At 66.2% G+C, this 18,633-nt stretch carries 17 protein-coding genes; 7 read left to right on the plus strand and 10 right to left on the minus strand.

Annotated features, from left to right (window positions below; genetic code table 11):
- Window positions 1–183: 183 nt before the first annotated feature.
- Window positions 184–312, minus strand: coding sequence for a hypothetical protein (locus H0T81_RS03010; protein ID WP_294009609.1), 129 nt, complete (start codon window positions 310–312; stop codon window positions 184–186).
- Between the two features lie 72 nt (window positions 313–384).
- Here H0T81_RS03010 and H0T81_RS03015 point away from each other — a divergent pair, with 72 nt between their 5' ends.
- Window positions 385–933 carry a shikimate kinase gene (locus H0T81_RS03015; protein ID WP_294009612.1) on the plus strand — a complete coding sequence of 183 codons (549 nt, stop codon included), beginning with the start codon at window positions 385–387 and terminating at the stop codon, window positions 931–933.
- On the opposite strand, the gene H0T81_RS03020 is transcribed toward H0T81_RS03015, so the two are convergent.
- The 5 genes from H0T81_RS03020 to radA are packed head-to-tail and all read right to left on the minus strand — an operon-like array spanning window position 930 to window position 6,435.
- On the minus strand, window positions 930–2,687 hold the full coding sequence (locus tag H0T81_RS03020; RefSeq protein WP_294009679.1) for a cation:proton antiporter: 1,758 nt from the start codon (window positions 2,685–2,687) through the stop codon (window positions 930–932). The two genes, H0T81_RS03015 and H0T81_RS03020, sit on opposite strands and share 4 nt — an antisense overlap.
- A gap of 35 nt (window positions 2,688–2,722) precedes the next feature.
- Complete coding sequence (locus H0T81_RS03025; RefSeq protein WP_294009615.1) at window positions 2,723–3,142, minus strand: iron-sulfur cluster assembly scaffold protein; 420 nt, start codon at window positions 3,140–3,142, stop codon at window positions 2,723–2,725.
- The gene (cysS, locus tag H0T81_RS03030) at window positions 3,139–4,512 is read right to left on the minus strand and encodes a cysteine--tRNA ligase (protein WP_294009619.1); all 1,374 of its coding nucleotides are present in this window, start codon (window positions 4,510–4,512) and stop codon (window positions 3,139–3,141) included. Before cysS ends, H0T81_RS03025 begins: the two co-directional genes overlap by 4 nt.
- Window positions 4,509–5,027 (minus strand): CvpA family protein, encoded by a 519-nt coding sequence (locus tag H0T81_RS03035; protein WP_294009622.1) that lies wholly within the window; start codon window positions 5,025–5,027, stop codon window positions 4,509–4,511. Before H0T81_RS03035 ends, cysS begins: the two co-directional genes overlap by 4 nt.
- Window positions 5,028–5,070: 43 nt before the next feature.
- Window positions 5,071–6,435, minus strand: a complete 1,365-nt coding sequence (gene radA / locus H0T81_RS03040; protein WP_294009625.1) for a DNA repair protein RadA — start codon at window positions 6,433–6,435, stop codon at window positions 5,071–5,073.
- 68 nt (window positions 6,436–6,503) lie between these two features.
- Here radA and H0T81_RS03045 point away from each other — a divergent pair, with 68 nt between their 5' ends.
- The 4 genes from H0T81_RS03045 to H0T81_RS03060 all read left to right on the plus strand — a co-directional run bounded on the left by H0T81_RS03045 (window position 6,504) and on the right by H0T81_RS03060 (window position 12,422).
- On the plus strand, window positions 6,504–7,328 hold the full coding sequence (locus tag H0T81_RS03045) for an alpha/beta hydrolase (RefSeq protein ID WP_294009627.1): 825 nt from the start codon (window positions 6,504–6,506) through the stop codon (window positions 7,326–7,328).
- A gap of 2 nt (window positions 7,329–7,330) precedes the next feature.
- Window positions 7,331–8,602, plus strand: a complete 1,272-nt coding sequence (locus H0T81_RS03050) for an MFS transporter (RefSeq protein WP_294009630.1) — start codon at window positions 7,331–7,333, stop codon at window positions 8,600–8,602.
- Window positions 8,603–8,689: 87 nt separating this feature from the next.
- Complete coding sequence (gene cysK, locus H0T81_RS03055; protein WP_294009632.1) at window positions 8,690–9,628, plus strand: cysteine synthase A; 939 nt, start codon at window positions 8,690–8,692, stop codon at window positions 9,626–9,628.
- A 100-nt stretch (window positions 9,629–9,728) separates the two neighbouring features.
- Window positions 9,729–12,422 (plus strand): EAL domain-containing protein, encoded by a 2,694-nt coding sequence (locus tag H0T81_RS03060; protein ID WP_294009634.1) that lies wholly within the window; start codon window positions 9,729–9,731, stop codon window positions 12,420–12,422.
- Between the two features lie 7 nt (window positions 12,423–12,429).
- Here the strand turns inward: H0T81_RS03060 and H0T81_RS03065 are convergent, their stop codons facing one another.
- The 3 genes from H0T81_RS03065 to H0T81_RS03075 all read right to left on the minus strand — a co-directional run bounded on the left by H0T81_RS03065 (window position 12,430) and on the right by H0T81_RS03075 (window position 14,964).
- Window positions 12,430–12,627 (minus strand): hypothetical protein, encoded by a 198-nt coding sequence (locus H0T81_RS03065; protein WP_294009636.1) that lies wholly within the window; start codon window positions 12,625–12,627, stop codon window positions 12,430–12,432.
- Between the two features lie 147 nt (window positions 12,628–12,774).
- Entirely contained in the window at window positions 12,775–14,571 is a 1,797-nt protein-coding gene (locus H0T81_RS03070; protein ID WP_294009638.1) for an acyl-CoA dehydrogenase C-terminal domain-containing protein, read from the minus strand.
- Complete coding sequence (locus H0T81_RS03075; protein WP_294009641.1) at window positions 14,572–14,964, minus strand: MerR family DNA-binding transcriptional regulator; 393 nt, start codon at window positions 14,962–14,964, stop codon at window positions 14,572–14,574. It lies immediately after the preceding gene.
- A gap of 158 nt (window positions 14,965–15,122) precedes the next feature.
- Here H0T81_RS03075 and purF point away from each other — a divergent pair, with 158 nt between their 5' ends.
- Both purF and H0T81_RS03085 read left to right on the plus strand, forming a co-directional pair.
- Window positions 15,123–16,571 carry an amidophosphoribosyltransferase gene (purF, locus tag H0T81_RS03080; RefSeq protein WP_294009643.1) on the plus strand — a complete coding sequence of 483 codons (1,449 nt, stop codon included), beginning with the start codon at window positions 15,123–15,125 and terminating at the stop codon, window positions 16,569–16,571.
- A 99-nt stretch (window positions 16,572–16,670) separates the two neighbouring features.
- On the plus strand, window positions 16,671–17,387 hold the full coding sequence (locus tag H0T81_RS03085; RefSeq protein WP_294009645.1) for an SDR family NAD(P)-dependent oxidoreductase: 717 nt from the start codon (window positions 16,671–16,673) through the stop codon (window positions 17,385–17,387).
- Here the strand turns inward: H0T81_RS03085 and H0T81_RS03090 are convergent.
- The gene (locus H0T81_RS03090; RefSeq protein WP_294009647.1) at window positions 17,384–18,631 is read right to left on the minus strand and encodes a cyclopropane-fatty-acyl-phospholipid synthase family protein; all 1,248 of its coding nucleotides are present in this window, start codon (window positions 18,629–18,631) and stop codon (window positions 17,384–17,386) included. The two genes, H0T81_RS03085 and H0T81_RS03090, sit on opposite strands and share 4 nt — an antisense overlap.
- Window positions 18,632–18,633 lie beyond the last annotated feature (2 nt).

Genomic DNA, 18,633 nt, shown 5'->3' on the forward strand with positions numbered 1-18,633 from the left:
GGGCTCGGACGCGGCGTCGGCGTCGTCGGCAGCGTCGGACTGGGGGTAGGCGCAGGGGTCGGTGTCGGGGTCGGCGACGGGGTTGGAGTTGGGCTCGGCGTGACCGGTTGCGAGGCGTTCTGCGCGAGCGCCGCCAGTGCTGGGAACGCCAGCGCCAGCGCCGCCGAGACCATCAGCAGCCGGCTATTGCGCATTGGCAATGACATCGGTCTCGATGGTCGTCACCGGGACTTCGCGGGCCCGAGTCGAAAGGAAGATCAGGCCGCCAATGACGAGCAGGACGATGAGGATGAGGACTGCGATTCGCGACATGATGTTCCGCTATGCTGGCGATTCAGGCGCCGGCTTTTGCCCGAGCTTGCCCGCCGCTGTATAGCCCCACGCGTGCAACATTTGGTCAAGCGCCTCGACCGTCCCATTGTCCTCGTCGGCCTGATGGGCGCAGGCAAATCGACCGTCGGTCGCCGCCTTGCAAGACGGCTCGGCCTGCCGTTCGTCGACAGCGACGCCGCCATCGAGGACGCCGCCGGCTATTCGGCCGCCGAGGTCTTCGAACGCTTTGGCGAGCAGGATTTCCGCGACGGCGAGCGTCGGCTGGTTGCTCGCCTGATCGATGGCGAGGTTCGGGTGATCGCCACCGGCGGCGGCGCCTTCGTCGATCCGGGCACCCGCGACCTGCTGAACCATCGCGCGATCACCGTCTGGCTGGACGCGTCCGTCGACGTGCTCGCCGACCGCACCTCGCGGCGGAACACTCGGCCGCTTCTGCGCAACGGCGATCCGAAGGGCACGCTCGAGCGGCTCGCCGAAGAGCGCCGGCCATCCTACGCGTCGGCGCACATCCATGTGAAAAGCGGTGACGGCGCGCATCGCGACGTCGTCGATTCGATCCTCAAGGCCCTGGAAGACCACCTCAACGGCAGCGAGGCCTAGGCCGGGTCCCTCGATTGCTCGTCCGGAAGGGGGGAATCGACGCCGAACATGCGGTCGCGCGCGGCTCGCAAGTCCCCGGTGGCGCTCTGCCGCTCGAGCCGCTCGGAGTCGCGCTGGCGGTACGCGGTTTCGACCCGGTCGGCCTCGCGCCGCGCGATTCCGAGTTTGAGCAGCGCCTCCCTGCCCATCAAAACCGCGCTTTCGAACAGCTCGCGTTGAATGAGCGCGACGTCGAGTCCGTCCAGCGCCATCACGTGGCGTCGGTCGTAAGCCCGAACCAGCACTTGCGCCTGGGGGAAGGCCTCGAGAATCGCTTCGAGCTTTTCACGAGTCAGATCCCGGTCGTCGTGGCAAAACAGGATGGCCTCGGCCGTCTCTGCTCCAGCGGTTCGAAGCAGGTCGATGCGGGTTCCGTCGCCGTAATAGACCTTTGTTCCGAAGCCCTCGCTGACCTCGATTTGCTCGGAGTCGCGATCGACGATGGTCACCGGAATGCGCTTTGCCATCAGCATCTGGGCAACGGTCTGCCCGAACCGGCCATAACCGACGACGATGGCGTTGGTCTCGGGCGAGAACTCGGGTCCCTGATGACCCGCTTCGGGCTCCGGCATTCGTTCCAGAACCCATTCGGTCAGGCGCATCAGGAACGGAGTTGCGATCATCGACACGGTGACGATGGCGCTGAACAACGAGGCGACCTCGGGCGCGATCAACCGGGCCGCGGAAGCCTGGACAAACAGGACGAAGCCGAATTCGCCCGCCTGGCTGAGCAGCAGCCCGAGCCAGATCGCTCGTCCCATCCGCACCCCGAACATCCGAGCCAGCCCGGTGATCAGCAGCGCCTTGACAAGGATCAGGGCCGCCGCCGCCCCCATGACGAACAGCGGGTCGGAGGCGATCGCGGTCAGGTCGAGCAACATCCCGACCGACAGGAAGAACATGCCCAGCAGGATCGATCGAAACGGCTCGACGTCGCTCTCGAGCTCGTGGCGATAGGGCGATTCAGCGAGAACGACGCCGGCGACGAATGCTCCGAGCGCGACGGACAGATGCAGAGTGTGCATCAGCGACGCGCTGGCGATCACCGCGAACAGCCCGGCGACGACGAACAATTCGCGCTCGCCAAGCCGGCCCACGAGCCGGAAGAGAGGATTGAGAATAAACCGGCCGGCGAGGACGAGGCCGACGATCGCGGCGACCGTATACAGCGCGAGCATCGCGCCAGACGGCTGGTCGGGATCGACCGGTGCGCGCGACATCGCGGCGATGATCGTGATCATCGGCACGATCGACAGGTCCTGGAACAGCAGGACCGAAAAGGCCCGTTCGCCGCGCCGAGTGTTGAATTGCCCCGATGAGCGCAGCATTGGCAGCACCTGCGCGGTCGACGACAGGCCCAGCGGCAGGCCGAGCGCGAGGCTGGCCTGGATGCTGAAATCGAGCCCGACGTAGATCAGCGCGCTCAGCACCAGCCCGCACAGCACGACCTGGATCAAGCCGAGCCCGAAAATGTCCTTGCGCAATCGCCACAACCGGCTGGGGTGAAGCTCCAGCCCGACCAGGAACAACAGGAATGCGATGCCGATCTCGGATACACGCATCACCGCCTCTGGATCGCCGACCAGGCGGAGCGCCTGGGGGCCGATCATGGCGCCCCCGACGATGTAGCCGAGCGTCGCGCCGAGGCCGAGCTTGCGGAACAAAGTGACGAAGATCAGCGCCGCTCCGAGCATGAACGCGCCGGTGAGCAGCATCCCGCCGGTTTGCGCCGCCTCCGCCCCCGCGCCGTTCAACTCCGGGCGTCCTCGATCGCCGCGAGCAGTGCCCGCAGCGGCAGAACGATCGCGCCGTGCCGCGAAGTCCGCGACCGCGCGGGCGCGAGCGCCTCGAGCCCCCACCCGCCTGGATCGTCACGGCCGCCCTCGAGCCACCGCGTCAGGCCCGCGAGCGCCTCGGCGACCTCGTCGCGAGTCCTCCCGACCGCGTGCCTGACGACCAGCGCCGCCGCGGCCTGGCCGAACGCGCAGGCGCGGACCTGCTGGGACAGGCCGGCCACGACCTCGCCCTCCATCTGGACTTCGGTGTTCACCGTGCTTCCACAGGTCGGCGAGCGAAGCTGCGCCGCGCCATCGACCCGCTCAAGCCGCACCGGGTCGGGTAGCGAGCCTGCCAGCCGCAAAATCTCGACTGTGTACAGCGGCGCGTTCATTCCTTGCGCCATGTGGTGCCGCCTGCCCCATCCTCAAGGACGATCCCCTCGGCTTTCAACTCGTCGCGGATCCGGTCGGCGGTCGCAAAGTCGCGGCGCGCCTTTGCTTCGGCTCGCTCGGCGATCCGCGCCTCGATGTACTGCTCTCCTTTAATAATTTCGGCGCGGGCTTCCCCGGAAAATGTGATTTTGCCCTTTCCCGAAAGGTAGATTATGCGGCCTTTAAGCCAGTCCTCGGTGTCCTGCCCGAGCAGGCCGAGCAAGCTCGCACTGGCCTTGATCGTCGGCCCATCATCGATCTCCATTAAGCGCGTCAGCGCCAGCGGCGTATTCAAATCGTCGGTCAGTGCATCGAGCACGCCGCCGTCAATGTCGCCCGGACTGGCATCATCGGCCGCACGGTACAGACGATCGAGCATGGTCTTCGCCTGACCGATCGCGGCCTCTGTCCAGGCGAGCGGCTGTCGGTAATGCGCGGACAACAGCGCCAGCCGAAGAGTCTCGCCGCGGTGCCCAGCCTCGAGCAGCTCGCCGACGCTGACGATGTTGCCGAGGCTCTTCGACATCTTGTCGGCGCCCATGTCGACCATGCCATTGTGCAGCCAGTAATTGGCGAGTGGGGCTCCACCGTTTGCGCAGCGGCTCTGCGCGATCTCATTCTCGTGGTGAGGGAATTCGAGATCGAGGCCGCCGCCGTGGATGTCGATCGTCTCGCCAAGATGCGCCTCGATCATGGCCGAGCATTCGATGTGCCAGCCGGGGCGCCCCCGGCCCCAGGGACTGTCCCAGCCGGGCTGGTCGTCGCTGCTCGGCTTCCATAATACGAAGTCCGCCGGCGAGCGCTTGTAGGGGGCAACATCGACGCGAGCGCCCGCGATCATCTCGTCCATCGATCGCCGCGACAGCTTGCCGTAATCGGGCCAGCTCGGCACATCGAACAGCACATGGCCTTGTTCCGCATAGGCATGGCCGCCGAGGATCAGTCGCTCGATCATGCCGATCATCTGCGGAATGGTCTGGGTTGCCAGCGGCACGATGTCGGGCCGCGGCACGCCAAGCGCCGCCAGATCCTCGAAATAGAAGCGACTGTAGCGCTCCGTAATGGTCTCGATGGTCACGTTCTCCGCCGCCGCTGCGGCCATGATCTTGTCCTCGATGTCGGTGACGTTGGCTGCGTGGACGACGCTGTCGGGCCCATAGACATTGCGCAGCAGCCGGGCGAGCGTGTCGAACACCACCGCCGGCCGGGCGTTGCCGATGTGGGCGCGCCCGTAGACCGTCGGCCCGCACACATACATGGTGATGCGCTTCGGGTCGGCGGGCTCGAACGCCCGCTTCTCGCGCGCCATGGTGTCGTACAGCCGGATCATCGCGTGCCCACCGGATTGGGCTCGAGCCGGCGCTGCTCCACCCAGTTGACGATCGCGAGGCCGCTGGCGTTGAGCAGCGGATAGGTCCGCGAGCTGGTCATCCATTCCGGCCGCTCGGCTTCCGGCCCGTAGAGCATGTCGGTGGCGAGATTGGCGAGCAGGAAGAACAGGGTCGCTCCGAGCAACCCCTTGATCATCCCGAAGCCGCCGCCGAGCACCCGGTCGACCGGGCCGAGCAGCGACTTGCGAGTCCTGCCGCCGATCGAGCGGGCGAGCAGCTTGACCAGCATGAAGCTTGGAATGAACAGCAGCGCGAACGCGACGACGGCCGCGCCGGCCGAAGTTCCGACCGGGTCGGTCAAGCCGGTCGACAGTTGGGTATGGAACAGCTTGAGCATCGCGATCGCCACGATCCAGGCGAACAGCGAGAGCACCTCGTGCACGAAGCCGCGGACGAAGCCGATGAGGGCCCCCCCGCCCAGGAGCAGGATGACGAAGATGTCGAGCGCGCTCATCGAGGTGCGGCTAGCGGGCTATCGGCGGCTTCGCCAGCCCAGATTAGCGAGTCAGGATGTGGTCGGCGAGCGCCTTGAGATTGGCGAATTCGGCGAGCGCAATGCCGCTTCCACCCTTGATCCCGGGCGGCACCCATGCAGTCTCGAACCCTAGCTTGGCCGATTCCTTGAGCCGCAGCGGGGCATGGGCGACCGGGCGGACCTCGCCCGACAGCGCGATCTCCCCGATCACCACGCACTCGCTCGGAACCGGCCGCTCGGCCAGCGCCGAAATCAGCGCCGCGGCGACCGCGAGGTCGGCCGCAGGGTCCGACAGCCGGTATCCGCCGGCGACGTTCAAATAAACCTCGGCGGTCGCGAAGCTCAGCCCGCAGCGCGCCTCGAGCACCGCGAGGATCATCGCCAGCCGCCCCGAGTCCCAGCCGACCGCGGCGCGGCGCGGGGTCGCGCCGCTCGCCAGCCGCACCGTCAGCGCCTGGATCTCGACCAGCACCGGCCGGGTGCCTTCGAGCGCCGGGAACACGCTGGTTCCCGAAACCGGCTCCGAGCGGCGAGTGAGGAACAAGGCCGACGGATCGGGCACCTGGCTGAGCCCCGCCTCTTCCATCGCGAACACGCCGATCTCGTCGGTGCCGCCGAAGCGGTTCTTCATCGCCCGCAGGATTCGGTACTGGTGGCTGCGCTCGCCCTCGAAGCTCAGAACCGTGTCGACCATATGCTCGAGCACCCTGGGGCCCGCGATGGCGCCGTCCTTGGTGACGTGGCCGACGAGCACCACCGCGCTGCCCTGCTCCTTGGCGAAGCGGACCAGCTCCTGAGCCGAGGCGCGAACCTGGCTGACGGTTCCGGGCGCCCCCTCGATCAGGTCGGAATGCATCGTCTGGATCGAATCGATCACCAGCAATGCCGGCGGCTCGCCCTCGACGGTCGTCAGGATATCGCGGACCGAGGTCGCGGCGGCGAGTTGCACCGGCGACTTGCCGAGCCCCAGCCGCACCGCGCGCAGCCGGATCTGCTCGGCCGATTCCTCGCCGGAGACATAGACGACCCGCTGCCCCTGCTCGGCCAGCCGTGCCCCGACCTGCAACAGCAAGGTCGACTTGCCGATGCCCGGGTCGCCACCGACCAGCATCGCCGATCCGGGCACGATGCCGCCCCCGACCGCGCGGTCGAACTCGGCAATGCCGGTTGCGAACCGTGCCGGCAGCTCGACCTGGCTGTCGAGCCCGACCAGCTCGATGGTGCGGCCGCCGCCGCGAAGGTTGTGCTTGGCGGCGAAAATGCTCGACACTGCGCCGGTTTCCTGGACCAGCGTGTTCCACTCCGCGCAGTCGGCGCATTGGCCCTGCCAGCGGCTGCTCACCGACCCGCAGGCCTGGCAGACATAGCGCGACTTGGGTTTGGCCATGCCGGCAGGTTAGCGAATCGCCCGGCTTTGTCCTAGGGGCGCTGCTGGGCGGGGGAACAGGAGGACATATGCCCTACGCGACCGCTCGGGACGGGACCCGGATCTATTACAAGGATTGGGGGCAGGGCCGCCCGGTCGTCCTGATCCACGGCTGGCCGCTCAGCAGCGACACGTTCGACGATACCGCACTCGCGCTGGCCGAAAACGGCTATCGGGCGATTGCCCACGATCGCCGCGGATTCGGCCGGTCCGACCAGCCATGGGCCGGTTACGACTATGACACCTTCGCCGACGACGTCGCGAGGGTGCTCGAAGACGCCGGGATCGGCCAGCCGATCGCCATCGCCGGCTTTTCGATGGGCGGCGGGGAGGTCGCGCGTTTCCTCTCCCGGCAGCGGGCCCACCAGGTCAGCCACGCGGTGCTGATCGGATCGGTGGTGCCCTATCTGCTCAAGTCCGACGATCATCCCGAAGGCGCTCCCAAGGAGGTGTTCGACGGGATGATCGCCGGGATCCGCAACGACCGCGCCGATTTCTTCCGCGGCTTCTTCAAGGATTTCTTCGGCACCAGCTTCCTCGACAAGCCGGTCAGCGACTCGCTGCTCGACGATGCGTGGCGCCAGGCCATGAACGCGGGACTGTGGCCAACGGTCGCCTGCGTCCGAGCCTTCTCGGAAACCGATTTCCGGCCCGATCTCGACTCGTTCACCATGCCGACCCTGATCATCCACGGCATCGACGACCGCACGGTTCCGATCGAGCTCACCGCCCGCGCCGCTGCAAAGGCCATCAACGGCTCAAAGCTCATCGAATATGAAGACGCTGCACACGGCCTATTCGCCAGCCACAAGGACCGGTTGAGCGCTGACCTGCTCGACTTTATCGGCAGCTAGGCTTGCTCCCTGAACCGCTAAAAATCCCCGCCTTTCGCGCCTATTGGCTGGCGCGGCTCGCGAGCACCATCGCCCAGATGGCAATGGTCATCGTCATCGGCTGGCAGGTCTACGACATCGCCCGCCAGACCATGAGCGTCGGCGATTCAGCCTTCCAGCTCGGGCTGATCGGGCTGTTTCAGTTTCTTCCCTTGTTCGCCCTGACTCCGGTGAGCGGCTGGGCCGCCGATCGCTTCGATCGCCGCCACATCACCCAAGCCGTGCTGGGACTGGAACTGCTGTGCGCACTGATCCTGTTCGCGGCGACTTGGAGCGGGCGCATCAACCTTCCAATCCTGTTTGGAGTGGCTGCGCTGCTCGGGGTGGCGCGTGCCTTTGCCGGGCCGGCGTTCAGTGCCCTGGCGCCCAATCTGGTCCCCCGCGACCTGCTCCCGCGGGCCATCGCGCTGAGCTCGATCGCGTGGCAGGCCGGGGCGATCTTCGGCCCCGCGCTCGGCGGCATCCTCTACGACATCACCCCCCATCTGTCTTATGGAGTCAGCAGCGCGCTGTTCGCCTTCTCGGCCTTGTCCATGTTCTTGATCGGGCCGGTTCCCCGCCCCCCGGTCGAGGGCGGCAATCCGCTTCGCCGGATGGCCGAGGGCTTGCGCTACATCCGCCGCAACCAGCTGGTGCTCGGGGCGATCACGCTCGACCTGTTCGCCGTGCTGCTTGGCGGCGTGACGGCGATGCTGCCCATCTATGCGCGCGATATCCTGGAAGTCGGCGCCCAGGGCCTTGGCCCGCTCCGGGCGGCGCCGGCGGTCGGAGCGACGTTGACCGCGGTCTATTTTTCGTTCCGCCCGATCCGCACGAACGTCGGAGTGAAGATGCTCGCGGCGGTGGTCGTTTTCGGTGCGGCTACCGCGGTGTTCGGTGTGTCGCGATCGATGCTGCTGTCGCTCGCCATGCTGGCGCTGCTCGGTGCCGCCGACATGTTCTCGGTCTACATCCGCCAGTCGCTGATCCAGCTGCACACGCCCGACTCGATGCGCGGGCGGGTCGGAGCGGCGTCGACGCTGGCCATATCCGCCTCGAACGAGCTCGGCGAAGCGCGCGGCGGCTTCACGGCCGCGCTGGTCGGGCCGACGACCGCCACGGTCGCGGGCGGCGTTGCCGCCATCCTGGTCACGCTTTTGTGGAGCCGCTGGTTTCCCACGCTGCGCAAGGCCCGCACCTTCGACCTGCCCGAGCCGCCGCCGGAAAAGGCTCCGGTGGTCGCCGGCGGCGCCTGACGCCCTTCAACCCGGACCCGAGCGTACCTATACTGCACTGCAACGAGGGGCCTCGCGGCTTCCTCCCCGCCTGGAGAAGATCGCACCATGAAAGCCGCCAGCATCCTCGAAACCATCGGCAACACGCCGCATATCCGGGTCAACCGCCTGTTCGGGGACTCGGCCGAAGTGTGGATCAAGTCGGAGCGGTCGAACCCCGGCGCGTCGATCAAGGACCGCATCGCGCTGGCGATGATCGAGGCCGCGGAAGCGTCGGGCGACCTCAAGCCCGGCGGCACGATTATCGAGCCGACCTCGGGCAACACCGGCATTGGCCTGGCGATGGTCGCGGCCGTCAAGGGCTACAAGCTTGTCCTGGTCATGCCCGACAGCATGAGCATCGAGCGCCGGCGGCTGATGCTGGCCTATGGCGCGACCTTCGACCTCACCCCGCGCGAGAAGGGCATGAAAGGCGCCATCGAGCGGGCCAAGGAGATCCTCGCTGAAACAGATGACGGGTGGATGCCGCAGCAGTTCGAAAACCCGGCCAACCTCGAAGTGCACCGCCGCACGACCGCACAGGAAATTCTGTCCGATTTCCGCGACACGCCGCTCGACGCTCTGATTACCGGCGTCGGGACCGGCGGCCACATCACCGCCTGCGCCGAGATCCTCAAGAAGGAATGGCCGGACCTCCAGGTGTTCGCGGTCGAGCCGACCCTGTCGCCGGTGCTGTCCGGCGGTGAGCCCGGCCCGCACCCGATTCAAGGCATCGGCGCCGGCTTCGTCCCCGCGATCATGGACACCAGCCTGCTCGACGGAGTGATTCAGGTCGACCCCGCCGATGCCAAGGAGATGGCCCGCCGGGCCGCTCGCGAGGAGGGCGTGCTGATCGGCATTTCGTCCGGCGCGGCGCTCGCCGCCATTGCCCAGAAGCTGCCCGAGCTCGGCTCCAAATCGGGTGGGCGCCCGCGCGTTCTGGGCTTCAACTACGACACTGGCGAGCGCTATTTGTCGGTGCCCGACTTCCTCCCCGAAGAGGCATAGCTAACGGGCCGCTAACCGCCTTCCTTAGCGGCGGCGTTAACGCGCGACCGGCTAAATCCTTCATTTCGGGACAATTCCCTTTCAAAATGAAGGCTAGTTGATGCGTAGGACGCGTTTCGCAGGTGCCGTGGAGATCCTGGGCGAGGCGAAGAGCCGCGCTTCGATTCGCGAAGCCCTGTGGTTCGACATCCTCGCGCCCGACACTCCCGACGAGCATTCGCTCTCGGCCATCCGCGTCGCCGCGCTCGACTATTCGGCGCTGATGCTCGGCATCACCCATTTGATCGCCACCATTGCGGCTTTTGCGCTGCACCCGGAACATGCGCTCACTGCATCGTTCGCAAATCCCCTCTTGCCGCTGGTTTTGCTTTTGGGGCTCGACCTGGTGGCCATCGCCGGATTGCACTGGCACGAGCGGTTCAATCTTGCCCCGCACACCGTCATCAGGGGGCTTGCGGCCTATTTAGCCGCGGTGGGATCGCTGTGGATCCTGGTCGGGCTGGCGGTCAATTCGCAAACGCACGTCGGCCACGACTCATTCCCGGTCCTGCTCATCGGCGGCGGGATCATGATGGCCGCGATGGTCGCCGTGAATTCGCCTTCGCTGGCGGTCGTGAACTCGCTGGTCACGACTGCCGGTGCGTTCATCCTGACCAAATCGTTGCTGGTCGGCGGCGGCGCGGCGATCCTGTCGCTGATCATCGTCGCCTACAGCATCGCCGGCGCGCAGACGATCATCGCCGCCGGCCGCAAGAGGCTCAACCTGGATGCCGAAGCCCGCAAGGCGCTGACCTTCGTCGCCGAGTTCGAGAACAGCGGCCGCGGCTGGTTCTGGGAAACCAATTCCGAAGGCACTCTGTCGTACGTTTCCCAGCAGCTTGCGGACGATTTCCAATGCGAGCCGCAAGCGCTGCTCGGTCGGCCGTTCCCCGACCTGCTGTCGGTCGACACCAGCCCGGTCGGCTCGATTCACGAAGAGCGCAAGACGCTCGGATTCCACCTGTCCGCGCGGTTCCCCTTCTCGGACGTGGTGGTCCGGCCGGCCAGCGACCAGGACGTGCACTGGTCGCTATCGGGCAACCCGATCTTCGATGAGCGCGGCCGCTTCCTCGGTTTCCGCGGCATTGGCACCGACCTCACCGAGCAGCGCCGCTCCGAACAGGAAATCTCCCGGCTCGCGCGGTTCGATTCGCTGACCGGGCTGCCCAATCGAGCGCTGATGCGCCAGACCCTGGACGAGGCGCTGCGCAACGCGGCCAGCCGGCAAAAGGGCTGCGCTTTGTTCCTGATCGACCTCGACCGCTTCAAGAACGTCAACGACACGCTCGGCCACCCGATCGGCGACGCTTTGCTGCGCCAGGTTGCAGAGCGGCTGAAGTCGGTGATGGGCGACCACGGTCAGGTCGGCCGGCTCGGCGGCGACGAGTTCAAGGCCGTGCTCCCGGGCACGGTCGACATCGGATTTCTGGAGCCGCTCGCCCGGACCCTCATCGAGCAGGTGTCGCGGCCCTACACGATCGAAGGCCACCGGGTGACGATCGGAGCGTCGGTCGGGATCGCGATCGGCGACCCCGGCCGCGCCTGTGCCGACAGCCTGATCCGCAACGCCGACCTCGCGCTTTACGCCGCCAAGGCCGCCGGCCGCGGCAAGCACTGCTTCTACGAGCCGGCGATGCACAGCGATTTGAGCGACCGCCAGGTGCTCGAAAACGACCTTCGCCAGGCAATCGACCGCGGCGAACTGTGGGTGGCCTACCAGCCGATTGTCCGGGTCGCCGGCGAGGAGATTTGCGGCTTCGAGGCGCTGGTCCGCTGGAACCACCCGGTGCGCGGCCCGATTTCGCCGGCCAAGTTCATTCCGCTGGCCGAGGAGTGCGGGCTAATCGCGAACATCGGCAAATGGGTGCTCAAGACGGCATTGCTCGAAGCAGCCAACTGGCCCGACCAGGTCCGAGTCGCCGTCAACCTGTCGCCGATCCAGTTCAATGACCCCGGCATCGTCGCTGTCATCGGCGAGCTGCTCAAGGAAACCGGAGTCCGCTCCGAGCGGCTCGAGCTCGAGATCACCGAGGGCGTATTCCTCGCCGAGGGCGACACCACCGACGAAACCTTTGCGGGTTTGAAGAGGCTCGGCGTTCGGCTGGCGCTCGACGATTTCGGCACCGGCTACAGCTCATTGGGCTATTTGAAGAAGGCTCCGTTCGACAAGATCAAGATCGACCAGAGCTTCGTCCGTGGCGCCGCTTCGACCACCAATCGCAACAGCGCCATCATCCGGGCGATCGTGACTCTCGCCGATACGCTCGGCATGGACACCACCGCCGAGGGCGTCGAGACCCACGACGACCTTCACCTGATCCGCGAGCTCGGTGTCAGCCAGGTCCAGGGCTATATCTTCGGCCGGCCCGCGGTTGACGAGGAAGCTCGCCAGCTTGCCAATTCGGTCACCGTCGAGGCCGACGGCTACCAGTGCATCCGCGAGCCTCGGCAGCGCCTGATGCGCCGCGCGATCGCCGAAATCGATGGCCAGGTGACCGAGATCAGACTGCGCAACATCTCGGCGATGGGAGCGCTGGTGGAATGCTCGCTCCCGGTTTCGCCAGGCACCATGATCACCATCGACATCGTCGGCGTCGGGCCGGTCATCGGCTCGGTGCGCTGGTCGCAGTCGGGCAAGTTCGGAATCCAGTTCACCGACCCGTTCGACCTCGCCCGTCTCGCCCCGAAAAAGGGCCGGCTCAACGAAGTGACCATGCTCCGACCGTGGTACGTCGAGCAGCGGGAAGCGTCCTAGGGAGCAGCTAGCAGGCGGGCCGCAGTGCCGTCGCGATTGCCACCACGTTCGAGCGGCCCGGCCGTCGCTGCTCGAGACAAGCGAGCTGGGCATAGCGCACCGCCCGGTCGAGGTGGGCCTGGCATTCTTCCAGCGTGCTCGCGCGATCGGCCGCGGCCATCGCCTCCTCGCTCATCTGAGCGTAGTCCAAGGTCTCGATGTTCATCCCGCCATCTTGACCGGCAGCACAGAGTTGAAAACAGGCCAGTTGGACCGCGTACCGATGCGGGACAGAATCGCCTGGACCGTAGCCGCGTCCGGAACGCAGGGATTCAGGGCGTTGCTAGAGGCTGGGCCCGAACCAAATCGCGCCTCAGAACGCCTCCGCCGGGATCGCCATCAGGCTGTCGGCACCGGATTCGATCTTGCGCCGAAGGGCACCGGTCTCGGGCATCACCCGGTCGGCGAAGAAGCGCGCCGTCACCAGCTTGGTCTCGTAGAACGCGCGATCGTCCGAACCGGCGGCAATCGCCGCTGAGGCGGCGCGGGCGATTCGCAGCCACATCAGCCCCACCGAGACGATGCCCACCATCGTCATGTACGGATAGGCCGCGGCCCCGGCCTGGTTGGGGTTGGCGAGGCCGTTGTCCATCAGCCATTTGGTCGACGACTGGAGATCGCCAACCGCGCGGCTCAGCTCGGCGAGAAACGGCTTCAGCGCCTCCTCGCCCGACGCGTCGGCAATCTCGCGCGACAGCAATTGGAAGAACCGCTGGATCGCTCGGCCGCCGTCCTTGGCGAGCTTGCGCCCGACCAGATCGAGCGCCTGGATGCCGTTGGTGCCTTCGTAGATCTGGGCGATTCGGGCGTCGCGGACGAACTGCTCGACGCCATGCTCGCGGATATATCCGTGGCCGCCGAACACCTGCTGCGCAAGGACCGCGCTGTCGAAGCCCTTGTCGGTCAGATAGCCCTTGATCACCGGGGTCAGAAGCGAAACTAGGTCATTGGCTTCCTCTCGCTCCTCCTCGGTCGGTGCGCGCCGCGACAGGTCGACCAGCAGCGCCCCCCACAGCACGAACGCGCGCGCTCCTTCGAGGAACGATTTCATCTCCATCAGCATCCGACGGACGTCGGGATGGACGATGATCGGGTCGGCCCTGGAGTCGGGTTCACGCTCGCCGGCGACGAGCGCTCGTCCCTGGCGCCGCTCGCGCGCGTAGGCAACGGCGTTCTGGTAGGCGACCTCGGCCTGGGCCAGGCCCTGGAGGCCGACCCCGAGCCGAGCCGCGTTCATCATGATGAACATCGCCGCCAAGCCCTTTTCGGGCTCGCCGACCAGCCATCCCTTGGCGCCGTCGTAGTTAAGCACGCAGGTCGGGTTGCCGTGAATGCCCATCTTCTTTTCGATCGCTCCGCAGCTGACTCCATTGCGCTCGCCGACCGATCCGTCCTCGTTCACCAGGAACTTGGGGACCACGAACAGGGAGATGCCTTTGACGTTGTCGGGTGCGCCGGCGATCTTGGCGAGGACCAGGTGAATGATGTTCTCACTGAGGTCATGCTCGCCTGAAGAGATGAAGATCTTGGTGCCGGTGATCGAATAGCTGCCGTCCGGATTGGGGTCCGCGCGGGTCTTGAGGAGGCCGAGGTCGGTGCCGCAGTGCGGCTCGGTCAGGTTCATGGTCCCGGTCCAGCGGCCGCTGACCATGTTGGGCAGATATTTGGCCTTTTGCTCGTCGCTGCCCTTGATCACCAATGAGGCGATCGCGCCGGACGTCAGCCCCTGGAACATCTCGAACGCCTGGTTGGCCGACAGCACATATTCGCTTAGCGCGGTCGAAAGCACCTGCGGCAGGCCCTGCCCGCCGAATTCCTCCGGCGCGGACAGCGTCGGCCAACCGCCGTCGCACCATTGCCTGTAGGCGTCCTTGAACCCGTCGGGCACGGTGACCGAGCCGTCGTCGTTGCGCTTGCAGCCCTGCTCGTCGCCGACCTTGTTCAACGGCGCCAGCACTTCGGCCGCGAACTTCCCGCCCTCGTCGAGGATCGCTTCGATCAGGTCTGGCGTCGCGTTGGCGAAGCCCTTCAAGTTCGAATAATTTGCGACCTCGAGCACCTGGTCGAGGATAAAACGCGTCTCGCGCACCGGGGCGGTGTAAACGGCCATTTACGTCTTGCTCCCTTGATCGGCCGGGCTGCCCAGGCTCGTTAGAAAAGTCTCCAGTTCGGAGATCGTCGCGTCGATATCGTCCTTCTGCCGGCGCAGCGCGTCGATTCGCTGGCGGCAGCGCTCGATGGTCACTCGCCGCTGCGTCTGACGATGGTCGCCCAGGTCATAAAGGTCGAGCAGCTCGCGGATTTCGTTGAGGCTGAAACCGACGCGCTTGCCGCGCAGGATCCAGCTCAGCCGGGCGCGGTCGCGGTCGGAATAGTAGCGGGAAGTGCCGCGGCGCTCGGGGGCGATCAGCCGCTCGTCCTCATAGAAGCGCAGCGCCCTTGGAGTGACCCCGAAGGCCTCGCACAGCTCACCGATCGCATATTTGGCCGAGGGCGACCCCATCGGCCGGCTATGCTTGCCGTTTCCGTAAGCGTCAACCGGGAATTACCCCCAGCAATTTTCAACCTCGGTTAAGGCAGAGGCAGACAAAGAGGGCGGGTCACCCTATATGACGAGCAAGCTTCGGCGCGCCTTATGGGTGCCGAGCAAGGGCGGGGACGATGCTGACCACTCATCCGTTCGACGACGATAAGCTGCGCGAAGAATGCGGGATTTTCGGCATCTGGGGTGCCGACAATGCCGCCAGTTTCGTCGCGCTCGGCCTCCACGCGCTTCAACACCGCGGCCAGGAAGCGGCCGGAATCACCAGCTTCGACGGCGGCTATTTCCACTCCCACCGGGCGATGGGCCACGTCGCCGGGAACTTCGACCGCGACGAGGTGATGCGCGCGCTCGCCGGCCGCACCGCAATCGGCCACGTGCGCTATTCGACCACCGGCGAAACCGCATTGCGCAACGTCCAGCCGTTGTACGCCGAGCTGGCGGAAGGTGGTTTCGCAGTCGCCCACAACGGCAATTTGTCGAACGCGATGAAGCTGCGCCGAACGCTCAACCGCCGCGGCTCGATTTTCCAGTCGACCAGCGACACCGAGGTCATCATCCACCTCGTTGCGACCTCCCAGTACACACCCACGGTTGATCGGCTGATCGACGCCCTGCGCCAGGTCGAGGGCGCTTACTCGCTGCTGGTGCTGACCGAGGAAGGGCTGATCGCCTGCCGGGACCCGCTCGGATTCCGGCCATTGGTGATGGGCAAGCTCGGCGAGGCGACCATTTTCGCTTCCGAGAGCGTCGCCCTCGACGTGATCGGCGCGACCTTCATCCGCGAAGTCGAGCCGGGCGAGATCGTCCTCGTCAATGCCTCCGGAATCCGCTCCTTCCGGCCGTTCGAAAAGGCCGATCCAAAGCCCTGCATCTTCGAGCATGTCTATTTCTCGCGGCCCGATTCCATCGTCGACGGCACCTCGGTCTATCAGGTGCGCAAGAACATCGGTGCGGAGCTCGCCCGCGAAGCGCCGGTCGAGGCCGACTATGTCGTTCCGGTCCCGGACAGCGGCGTTCCGGCCGCCATCGGCTTCAGCCAGGAATGCGGCATTCCCTTCGAGCTCGGCATCATCCGCTCGCACTATGTCGGACGCACCTTCATCCAGCCGAGCCAGGAGGTCCGCCACCTTGGCGTCAAATTGAAGCACAACGCCAACTCGGGCCTGGTCGCCGGCAAGCGCATCGTGCTCATCGACGATTCGATCGTGCGCGGCACCACCAGCCTGAAGATTGTCCAGATGATGCGCGATGCCGGCGCCCGCGAGGTCCATATGCGCATCGCGTCGCCGCCGACTCGCCACAGCTGCTTTTACGGAGTTGACACGCCCGAGCGCGCCAAGCTGCTCGCCGCTCAGATGGGCGTCGAGGCGATGGCCGACTACATCAACGCCGACAGCCTCGCCTTCATTTCGATCGAGGGGTTGTACCGGGCGCTCGGATCTGAGCGGAACGAGGCGCAGCCGCAGCGCTGCGACGCCTGCTTTACCGGGGATTATCCGACCAGCCTGACGGATTTCTCGGAAAAGCAACGGGCAGGCTCGCTTTCGCTGGTCGCAAGCCGGTAGCAGCAGCACCTTTCGTCATTGCGAGCGAAGCGCGGCAATCCAGTTTCTTGTTCTTGCTGGATTGCTTCGTCGCTTCGCTCCTCGCAATGACGTGCTGATATGACAGACGAAAAGCCTCTCGCCGGCAAGCTTGCGGTCGTCACCGGCGCCAGCCGGGGCATCGGCGCGGCAACCAGCGAATCGCTTGCCGCTGCCGGCGCCCATGTGATTCTCGTCGCCAGGACAGCGAGCGCGCTCGAGTCGATTGACGACCGCATCCACGAAGCCGGGGGAAGCGCGACCATCGCCCCGCTCGACCTCACCGATGGCGAATCCATTGGCAAGCTCGCGGCAGCGGTCGCCGAGCGCTGGGAGAATCTCGACATATTGGTCCTCAACGCCGCGATGCTCGGCTCGCTGACCCCCGTCGAACATATCGATCCAAAGGAATATGCCCGGGTCCTCGGCCTGAATTTGCTCGCCAACCAGGCGATGATCGCGGCCTTCGATCCGCTGCTTCGAAAGGCCGAGCGCGCCGACGTCGTAGCACTGACCTCCTCTGTGGGCGGCGAGCCGCGCGCCTTCTGGGGCGCTTACGGCTCGTCGAAAGCGGCGCTGGAAACGCTGCTCGGAGCCTATGCCGACGAGACCGAGCACAGCGGGCGGATCAGGGTGCATATCGTGGACCCCGGCGCGACTCGAACCCGGATGCGCCAACTCGCGTTTCCCGGCGAGGAGCCGGACAGCGTCAAGCCGCCCGAAGCGGTCGCCAAAGCCATCCTCGAGCGCCTGCTTTCCGAAGTCCCGACCGGCGAGAAGGTACGGATCGAGGCCTAGGCCTTGACCATCGTCACCTGGGCGACGTCGATCGCGCCGCCTCGAAATCCGCCTTCGCAATACATCAGATAATAGCGCCACAGATTGTGGAACTCGTCGCCGAACTCTTCGAGTTCACCGCGAGCGAGCGCGTCGTCGTAGCGTGCACGCCAGCGGTTCAAGGTGCGGGCATAGTCGAGGCCGAAATTGTCGCCATTTTCCCAGGACAGCCCCCGCTCCTTCGCCAGCGCCGCGAAGTGCGGCACGTCGAGCAGAAGCCCGCCGGGGAAGATGTAGGTCTGGATGAAGTCGGCATTGCGCGAATAGCGATCGAACAATCGATGATCGATGCTGATGAACTGCAGCGCTGCGCGGCCGCCGGGCTTCAGATTGCGCGAGATGGAGTCGAGATAGGCGCCCCACCAGCGCATTCCGACCGCCTCGACCATTTCCACCGAGGCGACGGCGTCGAATTGCTCGGCGATGTCGCGATAGTCCTGCAGCCGGATCTCGATCCGGTCGGCGAGCCCCGCCTCGGCGACCTTGGCGTCGGCCCATGACTTCTGCTGCTCGGACAGGGTCAGGCCGACGACGTCGACGCCGCGCTTCGCCGCCTCGATCGCCAGGCTTCCCCAGCCGCAGCCGATCTCGAGCAGGCGCTGCCCGGGTTTCAGCTGAAGCCGGTCGAGCAGCAGCGCAATCTTGCGCAGTTGCGCGGCCTCCAGCGGCTGGTCCGGCGTTGCGAACCTGGCGCACGAGTAGGTCATCGTGTCATCCAGCCACGCCGCGTAGAAATCATTGCCGAGGTCGTAGTGCGCGGCGATGTTGCGCCTGGCCTTGCGCGGCGCGTTGTCGCGCAGCCGGTGGGCGAGCGCGTTGATCCACCGGAACGGCCCCTTCGCCCGCGCGACTCGGCCCAGAGCGACGGAGTTGGCGGTGAACAGTTCGAACAGCGCCACCGGGTCGGGGCTCGACCATTCCCCGAGCGCCCACGCCTTGTACCAGCCGACCGAGCCCGATGTCGCGAGGCGAACCAGCCCCATCCAGCTCTTCAGCTGGACGACCGCGACCGGACCGGGCGCGTGAAAGCCGATCCGCCGGCTGCTTCCGTCGGGAAGCGTCCCCTCGATCCCGCCGCTCGCCAGGCGGCGGTCGAGCTGGTCGACAATCTTCGCGAAAGCCGGGGCCACCAGCCGCGCGGCCGCGCCGCCGCCGACGGCAAAGCCGCGGTCCGCACGAACCAGATGTTCGCCCCTTCCTGTCATCC

The sequence above is a fragment of the Sphingomonas sp. genome (assembly GCF_013812825.1).
Lineage (GTDB): Bacteria > Pseudomonadota > Alphaproteobacteria > Sphingomonadales > Sphingomonadaceae > Sphingomicrobium.